Annotated in this window: 17 protein-coding genes and 1 riboswitch; of the genes, 7 read left to right on the top strand and 10 right to left on the bottom strand. The window is 71.2% G+C overall.

The annotated features are described in order from the left end of the window. Nucleotides 1-139: 139 nt before the first annotated feature. The 4 genes from groL to thrC all read right to left on the bottom strand — a co-directional run bounded on the left by groL (nt 140) and on the right by thrC (nt 4,703). Nucleotides 140-1,768 (bottom strand): chaperonin GroEL, encoded by a 1,629-nt coding sequence (groL, locus tag JW613_RS32695; RefSeq protein ID WP_099882269.1) that lies wholly within the window; start codon nt 1,766-1,768, stop codon nt 140-142. Nucleotides 1,769-2,236: 468 nt separating this feature from the next. Next, on the bottom strand, nt 2,237-2,440 hold the full coding sequence (locus tag JW613_RS32690) for a cold-shock protein (protein ID WP_016472377.1): 204 nt from the start codon (nt 2,438-2,440) through the stop codon (nt 2,237-2,239). Between the two features lie 470 nt (nt 2,441-2,910). Further along, the gene (locus JW613_RS32685) at nt 2,911-3,186 is read right to left on the bottom strand and encodes a MoaD/ThiS family protein (RefSeq protein ID WP_099882271.1); all 276 of its coding nucleotides are present in this window, start codon (nt 3,184-3,186) and stop codon (nt 2,911-2,913) included. Nucleotides 3,187-3,380: 194 nt separating this feature from the next. Next, nucleotides 3,381-4,703, bottom strand: a complete 1,323-nt coding sequence (gene thrC / locus JW613_RS32680; protein ID WP_245226683.1) for a threonine synthase — start codon at nt 4,701-4,703, stop codon at nt 3,381-3,383. Between the two features lie 17 nt (nt 4,704-4,720). Next, nucleotides 4,721-4,870, bottom strand: a riboswitch (SAM riboswitch). Between the two features lie 221 nt (nt 4,871-5,091). On the opposite strand from thrC, the gene JW613_RS32675 reads away from it, so the two are divergent. After that, entirely contained in the window at nt 5,092-6,093 is a 1,002-nt protein-coding gene (locus JW613_RS32675; protein WP_209214485.1) for a glucosyl-3-phosphoglycerate synthase, read from the top strand. Nucleotides 6,094-6,257: 164 nt separating this feature from the next. Further along, nucleotides 6,258-7,784 (top strand): alpha,alpha-trehalose-phosphate synthase (UDP-forming), encoded by a 1,527-nt coding sequence (locus JW613_RS32670; protein WP_209214484.1) that lies wholly within the window; start codon nt 6,258-6,260, stop codon nt 7,782-7,784. Between the two features lie 70 nt (nt 7,785-7,854). Here JW613_RS32670 and otsB read toward each other — a convergent pair whose 3' ends face one another. Genes otsB through JW613_RS32655 form a run of 3 tightly spaced genes read right to left on the bottom strand, consistent with a single transcriptional unit; the run spans nt 7,855 to nt 10,428 of the window. Continuing rightward, a complete protein-coding gene (gene otsB, locus JW613_RS32665; protein ID WP_209214483.1) occupies nt 7,855-8,712 on the bottom strand; it encodes a trehalose-phosphatase in 858 nt (285 codons plus the stop codon). A 29-nt stretch (nt 8,713-8,741) separates the two neighbouring features. Next, the gene (locus JW613_RS36690) at nt 8,742-9,116 is read right to left on the bottom strand and encodes a DUF3263 domain-containing protein (protein WP_209214482.1); all 375 of its coding nucleotides are present in this window, start codon (nt 9,114-9,116) and stop codon (nt 8,742-8,744) included. 25 nt (nt 9,117-9,141) lie between these two features. Next, nucleotides 9,142-10,428, bottom strand: a complete 1,287-nt coding sequence (locus JW613_RS32655; RefSeq protein ID WP_245226681.1) for an extracellular solute-binding protein — start codon at nt 10,426-10,428, stop codon at nt 9,142-9,144. A gap of 352 nt (nt 10,429-10,780) precedes the next feature. Between JW613_RS32655 and JW613_RS32650 the strand changes: the two genes are divergently transcribed. The 3 genes from JW613_RS32650 (at nt 10,781) to JW613_RS32640 (ending at nt 14,099) form a co-directional block, all read left to right on the top strand. Beyond that, nucleotides 10,781-11,740, top strand: coding sequence for an ROK family protein (locus tag JW613_RS32650; protein ID WP_209214524.1), 960 nt, complete (start codon nt 10,781-10,783; stop codon nt 11,738-11,740). After that, nucleotides 11,737-12,930, top strand: coding sequence for an N-acetylglucosamine-6-phosphate deacetylase (gene nagA / locus JW613_RS32645; RefSeq protein WP_209214481.1), 1,194 nt, complete (start codon nt 11,737-11,739; stop codon nt 12,928-12,930). Before JW613_RS32650 ends, nagA begins: the two co-directional genes overlap by 4 nt. Before the next feature lie 185 nt (nt 12,931-13,115). Beyond that, nucleotides 13,116-14,099 carry a 1-phosphofructokinase family hexose kinase gene (locus JW613_RS32640; RefSeq protein WP_209214480.1) on the top strand — a complete coding sequence of 328 codons (984 nt, stop codon included), beginning with the start codon at nt 13,116-13,118 and terminating at the stop codon, nt 14,097-14,099. 31 nt (nt 14,100-14,130) lie between these two features. Here the strand turns inward: JW613_RS32640 and JW613_RS32635 are convergent, their stop codons facing one another. Together JW613_RS32635 and cdgB are read right to left on the bottom strand one after the other, a co-directional pair. Continuing rightward, nucleotides 14,131-15,162, bottom strand: a complete 1,032-nt coding sequence (locus tag JW613_RS32635; RefSeq protein WP_209214479.1) for a carbohydrate-binding protein — start codon at nt 15,160-15,162, stop codon at nt 14,131-14,133. Between the two features lie 93 nt (nt 15,163-15,255). Further along, nucleotides 15,256-17,082 (bottom strand): diguanylate cyclase CdgB, encoded by a 1,827-nt coding sequence (gene cdgB, locus JW613_RS32630; protein WP_209214478.1) that lies wholly within the window; start codon nt 17,080-17,082, stop codon nt 15,256-15,258. Nucleotides 17,083-17,514: 432 nt separating this feature from the next. Between cdgB and JW613_RS32625 the strand changes: the two genes are divergently transcribed. Continuing rightward, entirely contained in the window at nt 17,515-18,033 is a 519-nt protein-coding gene (locus tag JW613_RS32625; protein ID WP_245226693.1) for a flavin reductase family protein, read from the top strand. An 80-nt stretch (nt 18,034-18,113) separates the two neighbouring features. Here JW613_RS32625 and arfB read toward each other — a convergent pair whose 3' ends face one another. Then, nucleotides 18,114-18,554, bottom strand: coding sequence for an alternative ribosome rescue aminoacyl-tRNA hydrolase ArfB (gene arfB, locus JW613_RS32620; protein WP_209214477.1), 441 nt, complete (start codon nt 18,552-18,554; stop codon nt 18,114-18,116). Between the two features lie 324 nt (nt 18,555-18,878). On the opposite strand from arfB, the gene JW613_RS32615 reads away from it, so the two are divergent. After that, nucleotides 18,879-19,454, top strand: a complete 576-nt coding sequence (locus JW613_RS32615; RefSeq protein WP_099882293.1) for a TerD family protein — start codon at nt 18,879-18,881, stop codon at nt 19,452-19,454. The last annotated feature ends 27 nt before the right edge of the window (nt 19,455-19,481 follow it).

The following is a 19,481-nucleotide window of genomic DNA, read 5'->3' as shown; positions in this document are numbered from 1 at the left end:
CGGCGGCAACGGCGAAGGGCGGGCACCCCGTACGGAGTGCCCGCCCTCGTGCTGCCCCAGCAAGCTGAGCTGACTCAGCAGGCTGTGCTGCCTCAGGAGGCGGCGGAGCCGTACGTACGAGCCGTACGGTTCGGACTCGTCAGAAGTCCATGCCGCCCATGCCACCACCGGCAGCCGCGTCGGCGCCGGCGGCGGCCTTCTCCGGCTTGTCGGCGATGACGGCCTCGGTGGTGAGGAAGAGCGCCGCGATGGAGGCGGCGTTCTGCAGCGCGGAGCGCGTCACCTTGGCCGGGTCGAGGATGCCCTCGGCGATCATGTCGACGTACTCGCCGGTGGCCGCGTTCAGACCGTGGCCCGGGGTCAGGTTGCGCACCTTCTCCACGATGACGCCGCCCTCGAGGCCGGCGTTGACCGCGATCTGCTTGAGCGGGGCCTCCAGGGCCAGCTTGACGGCGGCGGCACCGGTGGCCTCGTCGCCCTCCAGCTCCAGCTTCTCGAAGACCGAGGACGCCTGCAGCAGGGCCACGCCACCGCCGGCGACGATGCCCTCCTCGACGGCCGCCTTCGCGTTGCGGACGGCGTCCTCGATGCGGTGCTTGCGCTCCTTGAGCTCGACCTCGGTGGCGGCACCGGCCTTGATGACGGCCACGCCGCCGGCCAGCTTCGCCAGGCGCTCCTGGAGCTTCTCGCGGTCGTAGTCCGAGTCGCTGTTCTCGATCTCGGCGCGGATCTGGTTGACCCGGCCCGCGACCTGCTCGCTGTCGCCCGCACCGTCGACGATGGTGGTCTCGTCCTTGGTGATCTGGACCTTGCGCGCACGGCCCAGCAGGTCGAGGGAAGCGTTCTCCAGCTTGAGGCCGACCTCCTCGGAGATGACCTGGCCGCCGGTGAGGATGGCGATGTCGTTCAGCATCGCCTTGCGGCGGTCACCGAAGCCCGGGGCCTTGACGGCGACGGACTTGAAGGTGCCACGGATCTTGTTGACGACCAGCGTGGAAAGGGCCTCACCCTCGACGTCCTCCGCGATGATCAGCAGCGGCTTGCCCGACTGCATGACCTTCTCCAGCAGCGGAAGGAGGTCCTTCACGTTGCTGATCTTGGAGTTGACGATGAGGATGTACGGGTCCTCGAGCTCCGCCTCCATGCGCTCCATGTCGGTGGCGAAGTAGGCGGAGATGTAGCCCTTGTCGAAGCGCATGCCCTCGGTGAGCTCCAGCTCGAGCCCGAAGGTCTGCGACTCCTCGACGGTGATGACACCTTCCTTGCCGACCTTGTCCATGGCCTCTGCGATCAGCTCACCGATCTGGGTGTCGGCAGCGGAGATGGACGCGGTGGAGGCGATCTGCTCCTTGGTCTCCACGTCCTTCGCCTGCTCCAGCAGAGCGGCGGAGACAGCCTCGGTGGCCTGCTCGATACCGCGCTTCAGAGCCATCGGGTTGGCACCCGCGGCAACGTTGCGCAGGCCTTCCCGTACGAGCGCCTGAGCCAGCACGGTGGCGGTCGTCGTGCCGTCACCGGCGACGTCGTCCGTCTTCTTGGCGACCTCCTTGACCAGCTCGGCGCCGATCTTCTCGTAGGAGTCCTCGAGCTCGATCTCCTTGGCGATGGAGACACCGTCGTTCGTGATCGTGGGGGCGCCCCACTTCTTCTCCAGAACGACGTTGCGGCCCTTGGGGCCGAGCGTGACCTTGACGGCGTCGGCAAGCTGGTTCATGCCACGCTCAAGACCGCGCCGCGCCTCCTCGTCAAAGGCGATGATCTTGGCCATGTGGGTTGGTCCTCCCTGGATTCCCCCATGCGCCGAGCGCAAGGGGAGGGTTGGATTTCTCCGGACCGCGTGGCGCCCGCGACGGACGGCCTGCGACCCGGCGGTTCCTTCCCCACCCGGCCCACGGCCTCACCGACCCGGTCCTTCTCTGTCACTCTCACTCGCAGAGTGCTAACCCAATGATTAGCACTCGGGCATGGAGAGTGCAAGCGACGTTCGGGGCGCCCCTCGCTTGCGGCGTGCCCCCTCTCTTTCGTCCGGTGATGGGGGTGCCCCTGGATCTGGCTTGCGGGCTGCGGGTGCTTCGTGGTCGCTCGCGCAGTTCCCCGCGCCCCTGACGGGGCGCGGTCATCCCCCGGAGCTCGGGAGGTCTGCGCCAGCCCCACGCGGGGTACGCAACAGAAGGGGCCGCACCCTGTGGGTGCGGCCCCTCTCTGCTGTGTCCAGCTCTGCGCAGTCCGGCGACACTCAGCCGGTCACGCGGACCATGTCCGCCTGCGGCCCCTTCTGACCCTGCGAGATCTCGAACTCGACCCGCTGCCCTTCGTCCAGGGTGCGGTAACCGTCCATCTGGATCGCGCTGTAGTGGACGAACACGTCCGCACCACCGTCGACCGCGATGAAGCCGTACCCCTTCTCCGCGTTGAACCACTTGACGGTGCCCTGAGCCATTCCTAACTCCCCTATTACTGGCCCTTGCGCGAGCCCGCACTTCGCGAACCCGGGTCAGACCTCACCCCCACCGGCAAGCGGGGGCGTGCGCCGGAACGCGTCGACCGCCGCTGAATGTATCTGCACGGACGCCCTCTGCAACAGGTCAATCGGACGAGAATTCTGGGCACGGCTGATCGGATATAAGCCTCAACTGCGGCTGGAGCAGGGCAAGTCGGGCCAGACATACAGGGCCTTCACGACAATTGCCGCTCGGTTTTCGACAGCAACTTGTCCCGTTGTTGTCGCGATGGTGTTCCGTCCTTGCCGCGTACCCGCTTCGCGGCCGGTGCCTGTCGGGGGAGGAAACTTCCGTCACTCTACCGTCTCCCGAAACACGGAATCGCCCCCTCCGCTTTTCTGCGGAAGGGGCGATCCCGGGACTGAAGCGCTGGTGACAGGCTCCGCGGCGGCGGATGGGGCCGAACGGGTCAGCCGCCGGCCACCGCCGGGATGATGGAGACGCCCGCACCGTCCGGGGTGGGCGTCTCCAGGCCCTGCTCGAAGCGGACGTCGTCGTCGTTGACGTAGACGTTGACGAAGCGGCGGAGCTTTCCGGCGTCGTCGAGGACGCGCGCGCTGATGCCCGTGTGGTTCTTCTCCAGGTCCGCCAGCACCTCGCCGAGGGTGCCGCCCTCGGCTGTGACCTCGGCCTGACCACCTGTGTAGGTGCGCAGGATGGTCGGGATCCGGACGTTGACGCTCATGTCGATCTTCCTAACGTAAGTGGGAACGCGCCCCGGAGGCGCCCGCTCCGGTCTTCCCGCCGCCTAAACACCGGGGGGCGGATTTCAGCCGTCTGAGGCATTCGGCATTCCGGCAACGGGAGGCGCCTTCGGTGACCGGGACGCCTCGGGTCAGTCCGTGCCGACCCTCCGGCCAGTCGTCACCGGCCCTCGGGTCAGGCCAGGCCGGCTTCGCGGAAGGCTGCCAGATTGGGGCGGATCACGGCGCTGGGCCGCGCGGTGGGGGCCACGGCATCGAGGGTCTTGAGGCCGTCGCCCGTGTTGAGGACGACCGTCGTGAGGCTCGGGTCGATGGCACCGGACTCGATCAGCTTGCGGGTCACACCCAGCGTGACGCCCCCGGCCGTCTCCGCGAACACCCCCTCGGTCCGCGCGAGCAGCTTCATCGCGTCGACGATCTGGGCGTCGTCGACGTCCTCGACGGCCCCGCCGGTGCGGCGGCAGATGTCGATGACGTACGGCCCGTCCGCCGGGTCCCCGATGGCCAGGGACTTGGCGATGGTGTCGGGCTGCTTGACCGGGCGTACGGCACTGGTGCCGTCCTTGTACGCACGGGACACCGGCGAGCACCCCTCCGCCTGGGCGGCGTAGATGCGGAACGGCTTGTCCTCGACCAGCCCGAGCTCGATCAGCTCCCGCAGCCCCTTGTCGATCTTCACCAGCTGGCAGCCGGAGGCGACGGGGATGACGAGCTGATCGGGCAGCCGCCAGCCGAGCTGCTCGCAGATCTCGTACGCCAGGGACTTCGAGCCCTCGGCGTAGAAGGGCCGCAGGTTGACGTTGGTGAAGCCCCAGCCCTCGCCCAGCGGGTCGCCGATGAGCTCGGAGCAGAAGCGGTTCACATCGTCGTAGGTGCCGTCGATCGCGACGAGGTCGCCACCGTAGATCGCCGCCATCACCACCTTGGACTGCTCCAGCCCGTCCGGGATGAACACACAGGAGCGCAGTCCCGCGCGGGAGGCGGCGGCGCCCACCGCACCGGCCAGATTGCCGGTCGAGGAGCAGGAGAGGGTGGTGAACCCGAAGGCGCGGGCGGCCTCCAACGCGATGGCGACCGGGCGGTCCTTGAAGGAGTGGGTGGGGTTGCCGGAGTCGTCCTTGACGTAGAGCCCGCCGGTCACGCCCAGCTCGGCGGCCAGCCGGTCGGCCTTCACCAACTGGGTGAAGCCGGGGTTCAGGTTCGGCTTCTCGGCGACGTCGGACGGTACCGGCAGCAGCGGCGCGTAGCGCCACATCGAGGCGGGTCCGGCCTCGATGCGCCTGCGCAGCCCCTCCGGGTCGCCGGTGGGCAGCTCGTAGGCGACTTCCAGCGGGCCGAAACACTCCAGACACACGAAACTGGGTCCCAGCTCGGTGCGGGTCCCGCACTCCCGGCAGGAGAGGGCGACGGCGGCGCCGAGATCGTGGGAGACGGTTTCGGACGCGTCAGTGGCGTCGGTGGAATCGGTGCTGTTCGCTGCAACTGTCTGCACAGCCATGGAGGCGAGGCCCTTTCTCCTCATCTTCCCCGTGGCGTATCTCGTCACGGGCCGGAATTGGCACCGTCCCCACGAGGCGGTCTCGCCTGGAGGTCCGCGTACGCGCGGATCGCGGGATGGTTGCCGGGGCTTCAACGGGCCGTTCCCTCTGCCCCTCTGGATGAGCTGCACTATGGCTCCGGGCGGCCAGGGGCCACTCGGGCGTTTGTCGCGGCGACCCCGAGATGCGGAGGTCACCTGCGTTGTTCAAGACTGTAACGGACGGCGGTCACGCTTGAGAGGGACGTCCGAACCGCGAGATGGATCAATCCGTCGCTCCTCCTCCCCGGTCCCGGGCCGGGCCCGCACCGCCCGTCCTGCCTCTGCCCGACTACAGGAAGGCGCGCACGTGCTCGACGAAGTGGGCCAATGGCTGCAGCGCCGCTCCTGGCGTGTCGCAGACCGGCCGCTGGAGGCGCTGCTGGCGGCCAAGCGCCGCTCCGGCACCACCGTCAGCGTGGTGCTGCCGGCGCTCAACGAGGAGGCCACCGTCGGCGACATCGTCTCGGTGATCCGCCGCGAACTGGCCTCACCCCACCTGGACACCGGGACCCCGCTGGTGGACGAGCTGATCGTGATGAACTCGGGCTCGACCGACCGCACCGCCGAGGTCGCGGCGGCGGCCGGGGCCAAGGTGATCCACCGGGACGAGGTGCTGCCCAGGCTGCCGACCCGCCCCGGCAAGGGTGAGGTGCTGTGGCGCTCCCTGCTGGCGACCAGCGGCGACATCGTCTGCTTCGTCGACGCCGACCTGCGCGAATTCTCGCCGGACTTCGTCATCGGCATCGTCGGACCCCTGCTGACGGAGCCGGACGTGCAGTTCGTCAAGGCGATGTACGACCGCCCGCTGTCCGGCAGCCCGGCAGGCGGCGGCCGGGTGACCGAGCTGGTGGCACGTCCACTGCTCAATCTGCACTGGCCGCGGCTGGCCGGTCTCGTCCAGCCGCTCGGCGGCGAGTACGCGGCGCGCCGCTCGCTGCTGGAGCGGCTGCCCTTCCCGGTCGGCTACGGGGTGGAGCTGGCGCTGCTGGTCGACGCGCTGGAGCTGGTGGGGCTGGACGCGTTGGCCCAGGTCGACGTGGGCGTGCGGCTGCACCGCAACCAGGACGGGCAGGCGCTCGGCCGGATGGCCACCGCCATCTACGCGGCCGCCGAGCGCCGGATAGGCCGCGGCCCCGCGGCGGTGCACGACGCACGGAGCGTGTTCGAGGGCCGGTCCGGTGGGACGGCGCTGACCCAGTTCGAACGGGACGAGGGCGGCTGTTTCGTCCCCCGCGGCCACCTGGTGGACGCGGAGGAGCGCCCTCCAATGTGCACGGTGCCGGAATATGGACAGCGGGTAGCAGCGTAGGGGCCCTGCTTGTCCTGGGCAGGGGCTGCCCCTGGCCGTCGTTTGCGGACTGCGGGGCCTCCCCCGGCCTCCGGCCGGGAGGTGCCCCCAGGTTGGTCGCGCAGTTCCCCGCGCCCCTTCGGGGCGCACTTTTGAGCGGTTTCGGTGGGGGTTAGGCTCGCCGCATGGTCGCTGGAGCAACATCATCACAGGGAGCACCGGGACCGGAGGGGGCGGCACAGGTGCTGGTCGCCTCGAACCGCGGGCCCGTGTCCTACACGCTGGACGACGACGGCACGCTCACCGCCAAGCGGGGCGGTGGCGGGCTCGTCTCCGGGCTGTCGGCCATCGGCCCCGGAACGGACGCGGTGTGGGTGTGCGCGGCGCTCGGTGAGGGCGACCGCGAGGCGGCCCGGCGCACCGGGGGTCACCTGGACAGCGGGGAGACCGGCGGGCAGTCCGTACGGATGCTCGACATCCCGGCCGACACCTTCGAGGCGGCCTACCACGGCATCGCCAACTCCGTGCTGTGGTTCACCCACCACATGCTGTACCAGACACCGCTGGAGCCCTCCTTCGACCAGGGCTTCGGCCGCCAGTGGGCGCAGTACGAGGCGTACAACGCCGCCTTCGCCGACGCGCTGGCGCAGGAGGCGGGGCAGGGCGCCACGGTGCTGGTGCAGGACTACCACCTCACGCTCGTCCCCGGAATGCTCCGCGAGCGCCGCCCGGACCTGCGGATCGGCCACTTCTCGCACACCCCGTGGGCGCCCGCCGACTACTTCCGGCTGCTGCCGGACGAGATCGCGGCCCAGGTGCTGCGCGGCATGCTCGGCGCCGATCGCACGGCGTTCCTGACCGCGCGCTGGGCCGCGCTGTTCACCGAGTGCTGCGAACGGGTGCTCGGGGCGACGGTCGAGCAGGGCACCTCCCGGCCGGGGGCCGGCGGCGGGGGCGAGCCCCTCACGGTGACGTACGAGGGCCGCACCACCCGGATCGGGGTGCACCCGCTCGGCGCGGACGGCGACTTCCTGCGGGAGCGGGCGCACCGCGACGACGTCGCCGAACGGATGGCGCAACTGCGCGGGCAGGTGGGTACGGGGCCGGACGGAGGCCCTCGCCGGACGATCGTGCGGGTGGACCGGACCGAGCTGTCCAAGAACATCGTCCGCGGCCTGTATGCCTACCGGCGGCTGCTGACCGACCACCCGGAGTGGCGCGAACGCGTCGTCCATGTGGCGTTCGCCTATCCGTCGCGGCAGGACCTGACCGTCTACCGCGACTACACGGCCGAGGTCGGCCGGGTCGCCGACGCGATCAACGAGGAGTTCGGCACCGCTGGCTGGACGCCGGTCCTGCTGCATGTGAAGGACGACTTCGCGCGGTCGCTCGCCGCCTACCGGATGGCGGACGTCGCTCTGGTCAATCCCATCCGCGACGGAATGAACCTGGTGGCGAAGGAGATCCCCGTCGTCTCCGACGAGGGCTGCGCCCTCGTGCTCTCCCGGGAGGCCGGGGCGTACGAGGAACTGGCGCCCGACGCCCTTTGTGTGAACCCCTTCGACGTGCGCGAGACGGCCGCCGCCTTGCGGACCGCCCTCGAACTGGACCCCGCCACCCGCGCGGCCCGCTCCCGCCGACTGGCCGCGACCGCCACCTCGCAACCGCCGACGCGCTGGCTCCTGGACCAGCTGGAGGCGCTGCGCGACTGAGCCCCCGGTCGTCCCCGGCCGCGGACAGCCACCGGGGCTGGACGGGGACAGCAGTCGCGCAGCCGGTGGACTACAGCGCGTCCGCCAGAGCGTGGAGCCACGCCGCCAGACCGGCCGGGCCCGGGACGCGAAGGTCCGATTCGGCGCGGAGTCGGGGGACCATCTCCGCGTCCGTCTCCGGAGCGCTGTAGAGCAGCAGCCCCGGCACCCCCTCGCTGCGGAGCGCCGTGACAGCGGCGTAGGCGCTCAGGTCGCCGAGGTCGTCACCGGCGTAGGCGACGGCGGTGGCGGACCGCTCGCGGACGTAACCGGCGAGTGCGGCGCCCTTGTCGGCGCCCGGCGGGCGGAGTTCGAGCACCATGCGCCCGGGCTCCACCACGAGCCCATGCCGCTCGGCAAGGGCGTACAGGGGGGCACGCAGCCGTTCGAGTGCTTGGTCGGGAGAGGCCGCGCGCCGGGTGTGCACGGCGAGCGCTCTGCCCTTGTCCTCCGTCCAGGTGCCCTCCGGCGCGCCCGCTTCGGCGAGTACGGCGGGGAGTTCGGCCCGTACGGCAGCGACCCCGGCGGGGGGCTCGGGTGCGCGTACGACCGGATCGGCGGCGTCCCACCGTTCGGCCCCGTACGCGCCGAGCACCGTCAGCCCCTCCAGTCCGGCGGCGCCCTCGAAGCCGCCGTACCGCACGGCGTCCGCCGCCGGGCGACCGGTGATCACGGCGACCCCGGCGAGCCGGGGGGCGAGCCGCGCCAGCGCCGGCACGGCTTCGGGGTGCGCCCGCGCCTCTCGCGGGTCGGTGACGATGGGCGCGAGGGTCCCGTCGAAGTCGAAGGCGAGCACGGCGCGCGCGGGCTCGGCGAGGAGGGCGGCGAGCCCCGCGCGCCCTGCCTCCGTCTCCGGTTCGGGGGACGGGGAAAGCGGAGGAAGCGACATGGCCGCACCTTAACGAGCGGGGGCGCCCGCTAGTGGGTGCGGTCCCGGTTGCTCTGCCGGATACGCCGCAGCCGGTTGACCGTCACGGGGTCGAACTCGCTCGCTCGGGGATCGTCGAGGAGCGCGTTGAGGTACTGGTAGTAGCGCACGGGCGACATTCCGAGCTGCTCCCGGACGGCGCGTTCCTTCTCCCCTGAGGAGGGCCAGCCGCGGGCGGCGAAGGACAGCACTGCGCGGTCCTCGTCCGAGAGCCCCGCCGCCCCACCACCGACCGACGCGCGCCCGGCACCGGGCTCCGAACCGCGCTCGCGCTCGAAAACGGACTCGGAACCGGACTCACGCTCGGAATCGGACTCGGAAACGGGCTCGGAAACGGACTCGGGGTCGCCTTCCGTACTGCTCACCTCTCCACCGTACGGGCGCGGTGTGTCAGGAGGCCCCCGCCTCCTCCTCGGCCTCCGCCTTGCGCTGCAGCGAGGTGAGTACGGCCTTCGGGTCGCCGCCCTTGGCAGCCGCCTGGCCGATGGTCTTCTTGATGACCGCGCTGGTGCTCGCCCAGGACACCTTGCCAACCGGGTAGAACTCGGCACCGGCGATCTGGTCGAGGAAGGGCCAGAGCTTCTTCTGCTTCTTGTCCTTGCGCATCCGCCGGGACGCGCTGGTGGTGACGGGCAGCAGCCCGTACTGGGAGGTGAAGGCGTAGTGGTTCTTCTCGTCGAAGACGAAGGCGAGGAACTTGCCGCACGCCTCGCGGTGACCGTTCTTGCGGAACGCCATCATCCAGTCGGCGACACCGAGGGTGCCCTCGGCGGGGCCGTTGCTGCCGGGCAGCTTTCCGGTCCCGTAGGAGAGGTGCTTCTTGTCGGCCTGCTGCATCAGGGTGGGGTGGCCGTTGAGGATGCCCACCTGGCCCTCGGTGAACGCCTCGAACATCTTCTGCCGGTCGACGCGCTGCGGGCCGGGCTCGGTGTAGCCGGGCGTGACGAGGTTGTCGCGCAGCCACTGGAACGTCTCGACGTTCTCGGGGGAGTTGATGGTGTAGTTGCCGACGCTGTCGACGTAGGAGCCGCCGTTGCCGAGCATCCACATCAGGGCCTCGCCCTGTGCCTCCTCGGGGCCGAGCGGCAGGCCGTAGGGGATCTTGACGCCGGCGGACTTGAGGGCGCGGGCCGCGGACTTGAGGTCCTCCCAGCTCTCCGGCGGCTCGTCGGGGTCGAGCCCGGCCTTCTTGAAGAGGTCCTTGTTGTAGAAGAGCACCCGGGTGCTGGCGACGAACGGCAGTCCGTACTGGACGCGCTGCACCTCACCGGCCTCGGCGAGCGAGACGAGGAACTCGGCCTGCGCGGGTATCGGAAGCAGCTCGTTGACCTTGTAGAGCTTCCCTTCGGCTGCCCAGTCGGCGTACGAGTCGACCTGGGCGATGTCCGGCGGATTGCCTTTGTCGACCATCTCGGTGAGCTTCTTGCCGATGTCGTTCCAGCTGTGCACGGTGACGTCGACGGCGATGTCGGGATTCTTCCTGGTGAACTCATCGGCGAGTTTCCGCCAGTAGATCTTCGAGCTGTTGTTCCCTCCGGGGGTTCCGTAGTCGGCAGCGACGAGTTTCAGCGTCACCTTTCCCGACCCGGGGCCGCCGCCGCAGCCGGACAGTGCGGTCATTCCGGCCGCACCGGCCACTCCCGTCGCGGCCATACCCAGGAAACGACGCCGTTCCATCTTCCTCATACCCCTCAGCCCTGCGAACCTCGGAACCTGCCACGAGCATCCTGATGCCCTCGTTCCCCCCTGGCACCACCGACCCCGGCCCCACGGGCCGGAGTCTCCCCCAGGAGGGCCCGAGCGTCTACCTGAACCGGATACCAGTACGGAATCAGCTTGGCTTCCGTTCGGTGATCCGGAGCGGGAAGCCACCGGAGTGGACTAGACCTTTTGACCTCTCACACGGGAGACTGTGCCCGTGAGTACCCGTGACGAGGCCACCAGCGCACCCGGCGTACCAGGCACCTCCACCGTGCCCGGCCCATCCGCCGCGCCGAGCGACGCACCCGCCGCGCCGAGTTCGCCCCCTGTGCAGTACGTCATCGCCCTCGACGTGGGCGGTACCGGAATGAAGGCCGCCCTCATCGGCACCGGCAACGAGCTGCTGTACAAGGCGCGCCGGGACACCGGGCGCGACCGCGGACCCGAGGCCGTCGTGGCCGGAATCCTCGACTTCGCCGCCGAACTGCGCGCCGTGGGCCTGACGCGGTACAGCACCGAGCCGTCAGCCGCGGGAGTCGCCGTCCCCGGCACCCTCGACGAGGAGCGCGGCATCGCGGTCTTCTCCGCCAACCTCGGCTGGCGCGACGTCCCCATGCGCGCCCTGCTGCGCGAACGCCTCGGCCAGGGACGGGACGAGCAACTGCCGCCGCTGCCCGTGGCGCTGGGCCACGACGTGCGCACCGGCGGGCTCGCGGAGGGGCGCATCGGCGCCGGTGACGGCGTGGACCGCTACCTCTTCCTGCCGCTGGGCACCGGCATCGCGGGCGCCATCGGCATCGGTGACCGGGTCGAGGCGGGCGCGCACGGCAGCGCCGGCGAGATCGGCCATATCGTCGTCCGGCCCGACGGGCCGCCCTGCGGCTGCGGACAGCGCGGCTGTCTGGAACGACTCGCCTCCGCCTCCGCCGTCGGCGCCGCCTGGGCGGCAGCCTGCGGCGACCCCGAGGCGACGGCGGCCGACGCCGCCAAGGCCGTCGCCGCGGGCGACCCACGTGCCCAGCGGGTGTGGGCAGACGCCATCGACGCACTGGCCACCGGCCTGGTCACGGGACTTACCCTGCTCGATCCCCGCACACTGATCATCGGCGGTGGCCTCGCCGAGGCGGGCGACACCCTCTTCGTTCCGCTCCGGGAGGCGGTGCGCGAGAAGGTCACTTTCCAGCCACTCCCGACCATCGTGCCCGCGGCCCTCGGGGACGCCGCGGGCTGCCTGGGCGCAGGGCTTCTGGCCTGGGATCTACTCTCCGCGGAGGTTGCGAGCCGATGAGCAAGCGAACGGTGCTGACCGGTGCCCGGGTGGTATTGCCCGAAGGGGTGCGCGACAGCGGCGGATTGACGGTCGAGGGCCGCACCCTCGCCGCCGTCGGCTCCGCGCAGGACGCGGAGGACAGGACCGCCGACACATCCGGCGCGCCCCGGGCCGACGCCGAAACCGTCGATCTGACGGGGCACTGGATCGTGCCCGGGTTCGTCGACATCCATGTGCACGGCGGCGGGGGCGCGTCCTTCTCGGCGGGCAGCCACGAGGAGTCGCTGAAGGTCATCGACACCCATCGCAGACACGGCACCACCACCATGGTGGCCTCCACGGTCACCGGCGATCTGGACGAACTGTCCCGGCAGGCGGGCTCGCTGAGCGAACTGGTCGAGCAGGGCGACCTGGCGGGCATCCACTTCGAGGGGCCGTTCATCTCCTGCGAGCGGCGCGGCGCGCACGACGAGTCGCTGCTGCGCGACCCGGACCCCGGCGACGTACGCAAGCTCCTGGACGCGGCGCGCGGCCGAGCGGCGATGATGACGCTCGCACCCGAACGCCCCGGCGGTCTGGACTCGGTGCGGCTGCTCGCCGACAGCGGCGTCATCGCAGCCGTCGGCCACACTGACGGCAGCTACGAGAGCACCCGGCAGGCCGTCGACGCCGGTGCGACGGTGGCCACCCATCTGTTCAACGCCATGCCGCCGCTCGGCCACCGGCAGCCGGGGCCGATCGCCGCGCTGCTGGAGGACGAACGCGTCACCGTCGAACTGATCAACGACGGCACCCATCTCCACCCCGCCGTGCTGCGACTGGCGTTCGACGCCGCAGGGGCTGACCGGGTCGCCTTCATCACCGACGCGATGGGCGCCGCCGGCATGGGCGACGGCCGCTACCCGCTGGGCCATCTGGAGGTCGAGGTGCGGGACGGCGTGGCCCGCCTGGTGGAGGGCGGCTCCATCGCCGGTTCCACCCTGACACTCGATCAGGCGTTCAAGCGTGCCGTCACCGTCGACGGGCTGTCGGTCGACGACACCGTCACGGCACTGTCCACCAACCCCGCCCGGCTGCTGGGTGTGGCCGACCGCGTGGGCTCCCTGGAGCCCGGGAAGCTGGCGGACCTGGTGGTGCTGGACGAGGGGTTCAACCCGACCGCCGTCATGCGGCAGGGCAGTTGGGTGGTGCCCCCGTACACCCGCTGAGCTGGACCAAAGGGCCGCCCGGCGCGGGTTCCTGACGGCACCTCCCGGCCGTAGGCTGGGGGCGGCATGATCGCTGAGGCGGTCGCGTCCCGTTTGCAGTGTCGTTCGTCGTGGGTTGTGTGTGTCATGAACCGTCGGTTGTTTGTCATGAACCGTCGCAAGACGGATGAGGGTGGTGCGCGCAGATGATCCTGACCGTCACGCTCAACGCCGCGCTCGACCTCACCTACCGGGTGCCCCACCTCGTCCCGCACGCCTCCCACCGGGTACGGGAGGTGACCGAGCGGCCCGGCGGTAAGGGCCTGAACGTCGCCCGGGTGCTCGGCGCGCTCGGCTTCCGCACGACCGTCACCGGGTTCGTCGGCGGTGAGACCGGCCGCGTCCTGCGGGCCCTGCTCGCCGCGAACGCGGAGGCGGAGACGGGGAAGGAAGGCGCCGAGGGCCCGGCGGGCGGCGGCACGCCCCGGGTCACCGATGCGCTGGTCCAGGTCGCCGGGCGTACCCGGCGCACCGTCGGCGTCGTCGACGAGACCACCGGCGACACCACCCAGCTCAACGAGCCAGGACCGCACATCACCCCCGAGGAGTGGGACGGTTTCCTGACCGTCTACCGCGAACTGCTGGGCCGCGGCCCGGCAGCCGTCGCACTGTGCGGCAGCCTGCCGCCGGGCGTCCCCGTCGGCGCCTACGCCACACTCGTGCGCGAGGCCCGTACGGCGAGGATCCCCGTGCTGCTGGACACCAGCGGCGAACCGCTGCGCCGCGGCCTCGCCGCCCGGCCCGACATCGTCAAACCCAACGCCGAGGAGCTCGCCGGAATCACCGGGACGGCCGAACCGCTGCGCGCGGCGCGGGCCGCCCAGCGGCGCGGCGCCCACGCGGTGGCGGCCTCCCTGGGGGCGGACGGCATGCTGCTGGTCGCCCAGGACGGCGCCTGGAGCGCCGCCGTCCCCGAGCGGCTGGCGGGCAACCCGACCGGCGCGGGCGACTCCGCGGTCGCCGGCCTGCTGTCCGGCCTCGCCGAGGACCTGCCGTGGCCCGACCGGCTGGCCCGCGCGGTGGCCCTGTCGGCGGCCACCGTGCGCTCACCGGTGGCCGGCGAGTTCGACGAGGCCACCTACGCGCAGCTGCTGCCGTCGGTGCGGGTCCGCAAGGCGGAGACCCCCTGAGAGGCCGGTCCCCGGACCCGCGCCCGCGCGGCTAGCTGCCTTTCCAGCCCTTGACCAGCCAGACCTGGTCGAGATTGACCTCGCACTTGTTGCCGGCCTCGCAGGAGATCTTGATCGAGTTCTGGCCCTTCTTGAGCTGGATGTTCGACCAGGTGTTCTGCCAGCCGTGCTCCCAGTCGCCTTCCTTGGCTCCGGAGAAGTTCTTCATCCGCAGCGGCCGGCTCTCGGGCTTGCCGTTGATGGTGAGGGTGGCGTCCGCGTCCTTGCCGGGCACGCCGTAGCGGACATGCAGCGTGTACTTGCCGGCGGCGGGGATGTCCTTCAGCTGCCAGGTCGCCGAGGCGCCCGGCTGGTTCATCCCGCCCACATAGGCGCCCCGCTGCCCCTTGGCGCCCGCCACCTCGGTGGCGGCCTTGGCCCCGCCGCCGAGCCGGAGGCTGGCCGCGTCCTCCTTGGGCAGCTTCTTGGACGCGGGCTGCTTGTCCTTGTTGTCCTTCTCGTCCTTGCCCTCGTCGCCCTGGTCCTGGCTGTCCTGCTGCGAGCTGGTGTCCTTGGCCTGCGGGTCGTCGGCGCTGTCGTCCTCGTTGAAGACGATGGCGGCGCCGATGCCGATGACCACCGCAGCCACCACGGCTATCGCACCCACCAGCAGACCGGTCCGGTTGCGACCGCCCCGGCCGTTACCGCCCGGGCCGCCCTGCTGCCGCGCGGCGGCACGTCCGCCGGGCATGGTCTCGGGCGCCGCGTAGTGCGGGCTGGGCTGGTGCTGCGGGGGCGGGGGCTGCTGCGGGTAACCGTAACCGGACTGCTGCTGCGCGTAACCGGAGCCCTGCTGCGGATAGCCGTAGCCGCCGGTGCGCTGCTGTTGCTGCTGCGGGTAGCCGTAGCCGTACTGCCGCTCACCGACGGCACGGACCTGGTTGAAGGAGCGACGAGGGACGCCGGGCTGCTGGCCGGGCGCGGCAGGCTGCTGGGCCCCGCCCTCCTGCCGGTACAGATACGCGAACGGGTCCTCGTCGCCCCCTTCCGGCGCAGCCCCCGTGCCGTTGTTCTCGGCGGTCATCCCCTCACTCCCTACTGCGTCAGGTATCCGGGCGAGCCTACCTCTCCTGGGTGAACCACTTGGCACGGTCGGCAGCCGCGCAACCGGGCTGTGCTAGCCCGCCCGGCGCTGTCCCTTGGACCGCGACCGCTTCTCCACATACATGCGCTGGTCAGCGGATTGCAGCACCTCTTCGGCCGTCATTCCGCAGCCCGCCCAGCCGATGCCGAAGCTGGCGCCTACCCGCACCGCGCGCCCGTCAACCTGAATCGGGGGGATGATCGCGTTCCGCAGCCGTACGGCCAGATCCTGGGCCTCCGCGGGGCCCAGCCCGTCCGCCAGCACCACGAACTCGTCGCCGCCCAGCCGGGCGACCGTGTCGTCGTCCCGCACCCCGGCCTCCAGGCGGCGGGCCACCTCGATGAGTACCGCGTCGCCGCAGTGGTGGCCGTAGCGGTCGTTGATGGACTTGAAACCGTCCAGATCGCAGAAGAGCACGGCGAGGCCCTTCTCGCCGGGTCCGTCGCCCTTGGGCGGCACCGTGTGCACATGGTGCGGGTCCGCGCCACCGTCCCCGCCGTAGCCGCCGTAACCGCCGAATCCGGTGCTGCCCGGGGAGCCGGACGGACCGCCGGACACGGGCACCGGCCCGTACGCCCCCGTGCTCTGCTCGCCGCCCCCGGGAGGCGTCGCGAGCCCGGTGCCGGGTTCCGTCCCGGCGCCGGATATCCCGCCCCTCTCGCCGAGACCCTCCACGTCCCAGAAGCCGTCCCCGTGCCCGTAGGCGTGGCCGTACCCGCCGCCCGCGTAGCCGGCGGACGGGTCGGCACCCGGCACGGCACCGGCCGGGGCCACCGGCCGGTCCGGCCTCGCACACAGCCTGCTGCTCAGCCGGGCCCGCAGCTCGGCGCTGTTGGGCAGCCCCGTCAGCGAGTCGTGGCTGGCGCGGTGCGCGAGCTGGAGCTCGTGCCGCTTGCGCTCCTCGATGTCCTCGACGTGGGTGAGCAGATAGCGCGGCCCGTCGGCGGTGTCGGCCACCACGGAGTTGCGCAGCGAGACCCAGACGTAGCTGCCGTCGCGCCGCGCCAGCCGCAGCTCGGCCCGGCCGCCCTCGGCCGAGGTGCGCAGCAGTGTGCGGATGTCCTCGGGGTGCACCAGATCGGAGAAGGAGTAGCGGCGCATCGCGGCGGCGGGGCGGCCCAGCAGCCGGCACAGCGCGTCGTTGATCCGCAGCAGCCGCCCGTGCTGGTCCCCGCCCATCTCCGCGACGGCCATCCCGCTGGGCGCGTACTCGAACGCCTGCCTGAAGCTCTCCTCGCTGGCCCGCAGCGCCTGCTGCTCGCGCTCCAGCCGCACCAGCGCCCGCTGCATGTTGGAGCGCAGCCGGGCGTTGCTGATGGCGATGGCGGCCTGCGAGGCGTACATCTGCAGCGCCTCACAGCCCCACGCGCCGGGGCGGCGGCCGTTGCGCGGCCGGTCGACGGACAGGACGCCCAGCAGCTCGCGGTCGGAGGCGTACAGGGGCGCGAAGAGGCGGTCCATGGGGTGCCAGGCGTCCGGGATCTCCCGCACCGGGGAGGGGGCGTGCCACTGCGGCACATCGTCGTCGTCCAGCACCCAGCCCTCGGTGTACGGGATGAAGTGGAGCTCCCCCCACCGCTCCCCCATCGACAGTCGGCGCTCCCAGGAGGCGCGCGAGCCGACCCGGCCCGCCATCATCGCCTCGGCGGCGGCACTGCCGGCGACCGCCGCCACGACGAGATCGCCGTCGGCTCGCACCAGATTGACCGCCGCTATCTCGAAGCCGAGGCCCTCGACCACTCCGTCGGCGACCGTCTGCAGGGTGTCGGCGAGGCTGCGGGCGGTGTTGAGCTGCGCCACGACGCGGTGCAGCTGGCGCAGACTGGCGAGGCGGACATAGGGCTCCGACTCGGTTTCCATAGCCCTCCCCCCTGAGCCTTGTCGTCAACTCCAGGTGCTCGTGGCGTCGCTTCCGGGCCTCACTGCCTCAGCGTCTCGGCTGGGTTTTCGGCTGCTACGGCCACTGAATCACAGCGAGCTGTTCACCCGGTACACAGGGTCAACAATTAATGCTCTCTGTGACTCAAGTCACAACAGTCCGCGATTAGTTGATTGCGCAACGTGTGCCCCGGGCCATTACGGGTACCCGCCACCCACACCCTCCTGGCCTCGGGCGGGAGCCGTGACCACGGCTCGTGCGCGGGGTCCCGCAGCCGCCCGGTACGGCGTCGATGGTCCTAGTCCCCACCTGGTCCCCGAGTCCGATGCGGCCCCAGGAAAGCGACGGTTAGCGTAGCCAACGTGTCCCACGCAGTGCAGCAGCAAACGACCCCCGTGCCCCAGGCCCACCTGATGCCCCATGCTTATGGGGTGAGTGACGAGGAGTTCCGCGCGGCCATGGCGCGACTGGCGGCCGGCGTCGTGCTTGTCACCGCGCACGATCCCGAAGAGGGAGCGCGCGGTGAGGACGTCGGCATGACGGCCACCGCGTTCCTGTCCGTCTCGCTCGACCCGCCGCTGGTCCTGATCAGCGTGCGCGAGGGCTCCCGGATGGACGAGCTGCTCTCCCGCCAGGACCACTGGGCGGTCTCCCTGCTCACGGAGGCCCAGAACAAGACCGCCGGTCGCTTCGCAATGAAGGCGCGGCTCAGCGACCGGCTCCTCTTCCAGGAGCTCCCCCACACCCGCGGCGACGTCAGCGGCGCACCCCTGGTGGACGGCGCGCTGGCCGCCGTCGAGTGCCGTACCGAACAGCGGGTGACGGCAGGCGACCACACCCTGGTCGTCGGGCGCGTCCTGGCCACCCGGCTCACCCACGGCGAGAGCGGGCCACTGCTCTACTACAGCGGTCGGTACCGGTCCATACGCTGACCCGTGCCGGGGGACCGGGAGGGAGGGGGCGGCCCGGGCGAGCGGGGGTGTCGGCGCCGGTGTCGGTGTCGGCCCGACCGTCAGTCCCAGCCGCGTCCGGTGCGGCCCCGCTTCACCTCACTGCGCTGCTTCTTCTGGCGCAGCCTGCGCTCATTGATCCCCCGGGGCACCTTCTTCTTGCGCCGCGGCGGGGGCGGGGGTGCCGTCGCCTCCGCGAGCAGCGAGGCCATCCGCACCGCCGCCGTCTCCCGGTTGCGCCACTGCGACCGGTGCTCACTCGCCCGTACGACCAGCACGGTGCCGTCCACCAACCGGGTCGCCAACCGGTCCAGCGCACGGCTCTTCCACACCTCGGGCAGCGCCTCGGTGCGCCCCAGATCGAAGCGCAGCTCGGCCTGGCTGTCGCTGGTGTTCACATGCTGGCCGCCCGGCCCCGACGAGCGGGTGAAACGCCACGTCAGCTCGGCCTCGGGCAGGGCGACCGCGCCTCGGATGTAGTAGGGACCGGACATGGGTTCCATGGTCCGGCCTCAGGCCGCCGCCGTCATCCGCTTTTCCGGACGCCCTCGTAGTGGCCGGGCGCCCGCGGGGTGGCCGGGCGCCCTCAAGGTGGCCGGGCACGCGAGGTGGCCGGACACGCGCGAGGTGCCGGGCGGCAAGGAGTCGGGCGGCCGAGAAGGTAAAGAAAGCAAAGACGACGCAGAAAGCTGGAACCCGCTCGTCCCCCGGCTGCGTTGTGCAGGATGTGAGGCGCGTGGCCGCGGACCCCGGTGAGGTTCCGTCCCGACGCCGGTGATTTCCTCGGGGATCACACCAGAGCCAGACACGACAGAAGGGCACACCCCATGGCTGTAAGCCTGTCCAAAGGCGGCAACGTCTCGCTCACCAAGGAGGCACCGGGCCTGAGCGCCGTCACGGTCGGCCTCGGCTGGGACGTGCGCACGACCACCGGCACGGACTTCGACCTCGACGCGAGCGCCATCGCGGTGACCGCCGAGGGCAAGGTCTACTCCGACCAGCACTTCATCTTCTTCAACAACAAGGCGACGCCGGACCAGTCCATCGTCCACACCGGTGACAACGTCACGGGCGAGGGCGAGGGCGACGACGAGCAGATCAACGTCAACCTGGCCGCGCTGCCCGCCGAGATCGACAAGATCGTCTTCCCCGTCTCGATCTACGACGCGGAGAGCCGCAGCCAGAACTTCGGCCAGGTGCGGAACGCCTTCATCCGCATCATCAACCAGGCCGGCGGCACCGAGATCGCCCGCTACGACCTGAGCGAGGACGCCGCCACCGAGACCGCCATGGTCTTCGGCGAGCTCTACCGCAACGGCGCGGAGTGGAAGTTCCGCGCCGTCGGCCAGGGCTACGCCTCCGGCCTGGTGGGCATCGCCCAGGACTTCGGCGTCAACGTCTGAGACGACGCTCAACGTCTGAGACCGCGC

The sequence above is a fragment of the Streptomyces smyrnaeus genome, from assembly GCF_017676345.1.
In the GTDB taxonomy this organism is placed as follows: domain Bacteria; phylum Actinomycetota; class Actinomycetes; order Streptomycetales; family Streptomycetaceae; genus Streptomyces; species Streptomyces smyrnaeus.
The sequence above is the reverse complement of the archived record's forward strand: the minus strand, read 5'-3'. Positions and strand labels throughout refer to the sequence as shown.

Coding starts and splice junctions, on each gene's coding strand:
- JW613_RS32685 (WP_099882271.1), bottom strand. CDS start 3,186: ATGAGCGTCAACGTCCGGATCCCGACCATCCTGCGCACCTACACAGGT.
- JW613_RS32690 (WP_016472377.1), bottom strand. CDS start 2,440: ATGGCTCAGGGCACCGTCAAGTGGTTCAACGCGGAGAAGGGGTACGGC.
- JW613_RS32640 (WP_209214480.1), top strand. CDS start 13,116: ATGATCCTGACCGTCACGCTCAACGCCGCGCTCGACCTCACCTACCGG.
- JW613_RS32655 (WP_245226681.1), bottom strand. CDS start 10,428: ATGGAACGGCGTCGTTTCCTGGGTATGGCCGCGACGGGAGTGGCCGGT.
- JW613_RS32635 (WP_209214479.1), bottom strand. CDS start 15,162: ATGACCGCCGAGAACAACGGCACGGGGGCTGCGCCGGAAGGGGGCGAC.
- otsB (WP_209214483.1), bottom strand. CDS start 8,712: ATGTCGCTTCCTCCGCTTTCCCCGTCCCCCGAACCGGAGACGGAGGCA.
- arfB (WP_209214477.1), bottom strand. CDS start 18,554: ATGGAACCCATGTCCGGTCCCTACTACATCCGAGGCGCGGTCGCCCTG.
- groL (WP_099882269.1), bottom strand. CDS start 1,768: ATGGCCAAGATCATCGCCTTTGACGAGGAGGCGCGGCGCGGTCTTGAG.
- nagA (WP_209214481.1), top strand. CDS start 11,737: ATGAGCAAGCGAACGGTGCTGACCGGTGCCCGGGTGGTATTGCCCGAA.
- JW613_RS32670 (WP_209214484.1), top strand. CDS start 6,258: ATGGTCGCTGGAGCAACATCATCACAGGGAGCACCGGGACCGGAGGGG.
- JW613_RS32625 (WP_245226693.1), top strand. CDS start 17,515: ATGCCCCATGCTTATGGGGTGAGTGACGAGGAGTTCCGCGCGGCCATG.
- thrC (WP_245226683.1), bottom strand. CDS start 4,703: ATGGCTGTGCAGACAGTTGCAGCGAACAGCACCGATTCCACCGACGCC.
- cdgB (WP_209214478.1), bottom strand. CDS start 17,082: ATGGAAACCGAGTCGGAGCCCTATGTCCGCCTCGCCAGTCTGCGCCAG.
- JW613_RS32615 (WP_099882293.1), top strand. CDS start 18,879: ATGGCTGTAAGCCTGTCCAAAGGCGGCAACGTCTCGCTCACCAAGGAG.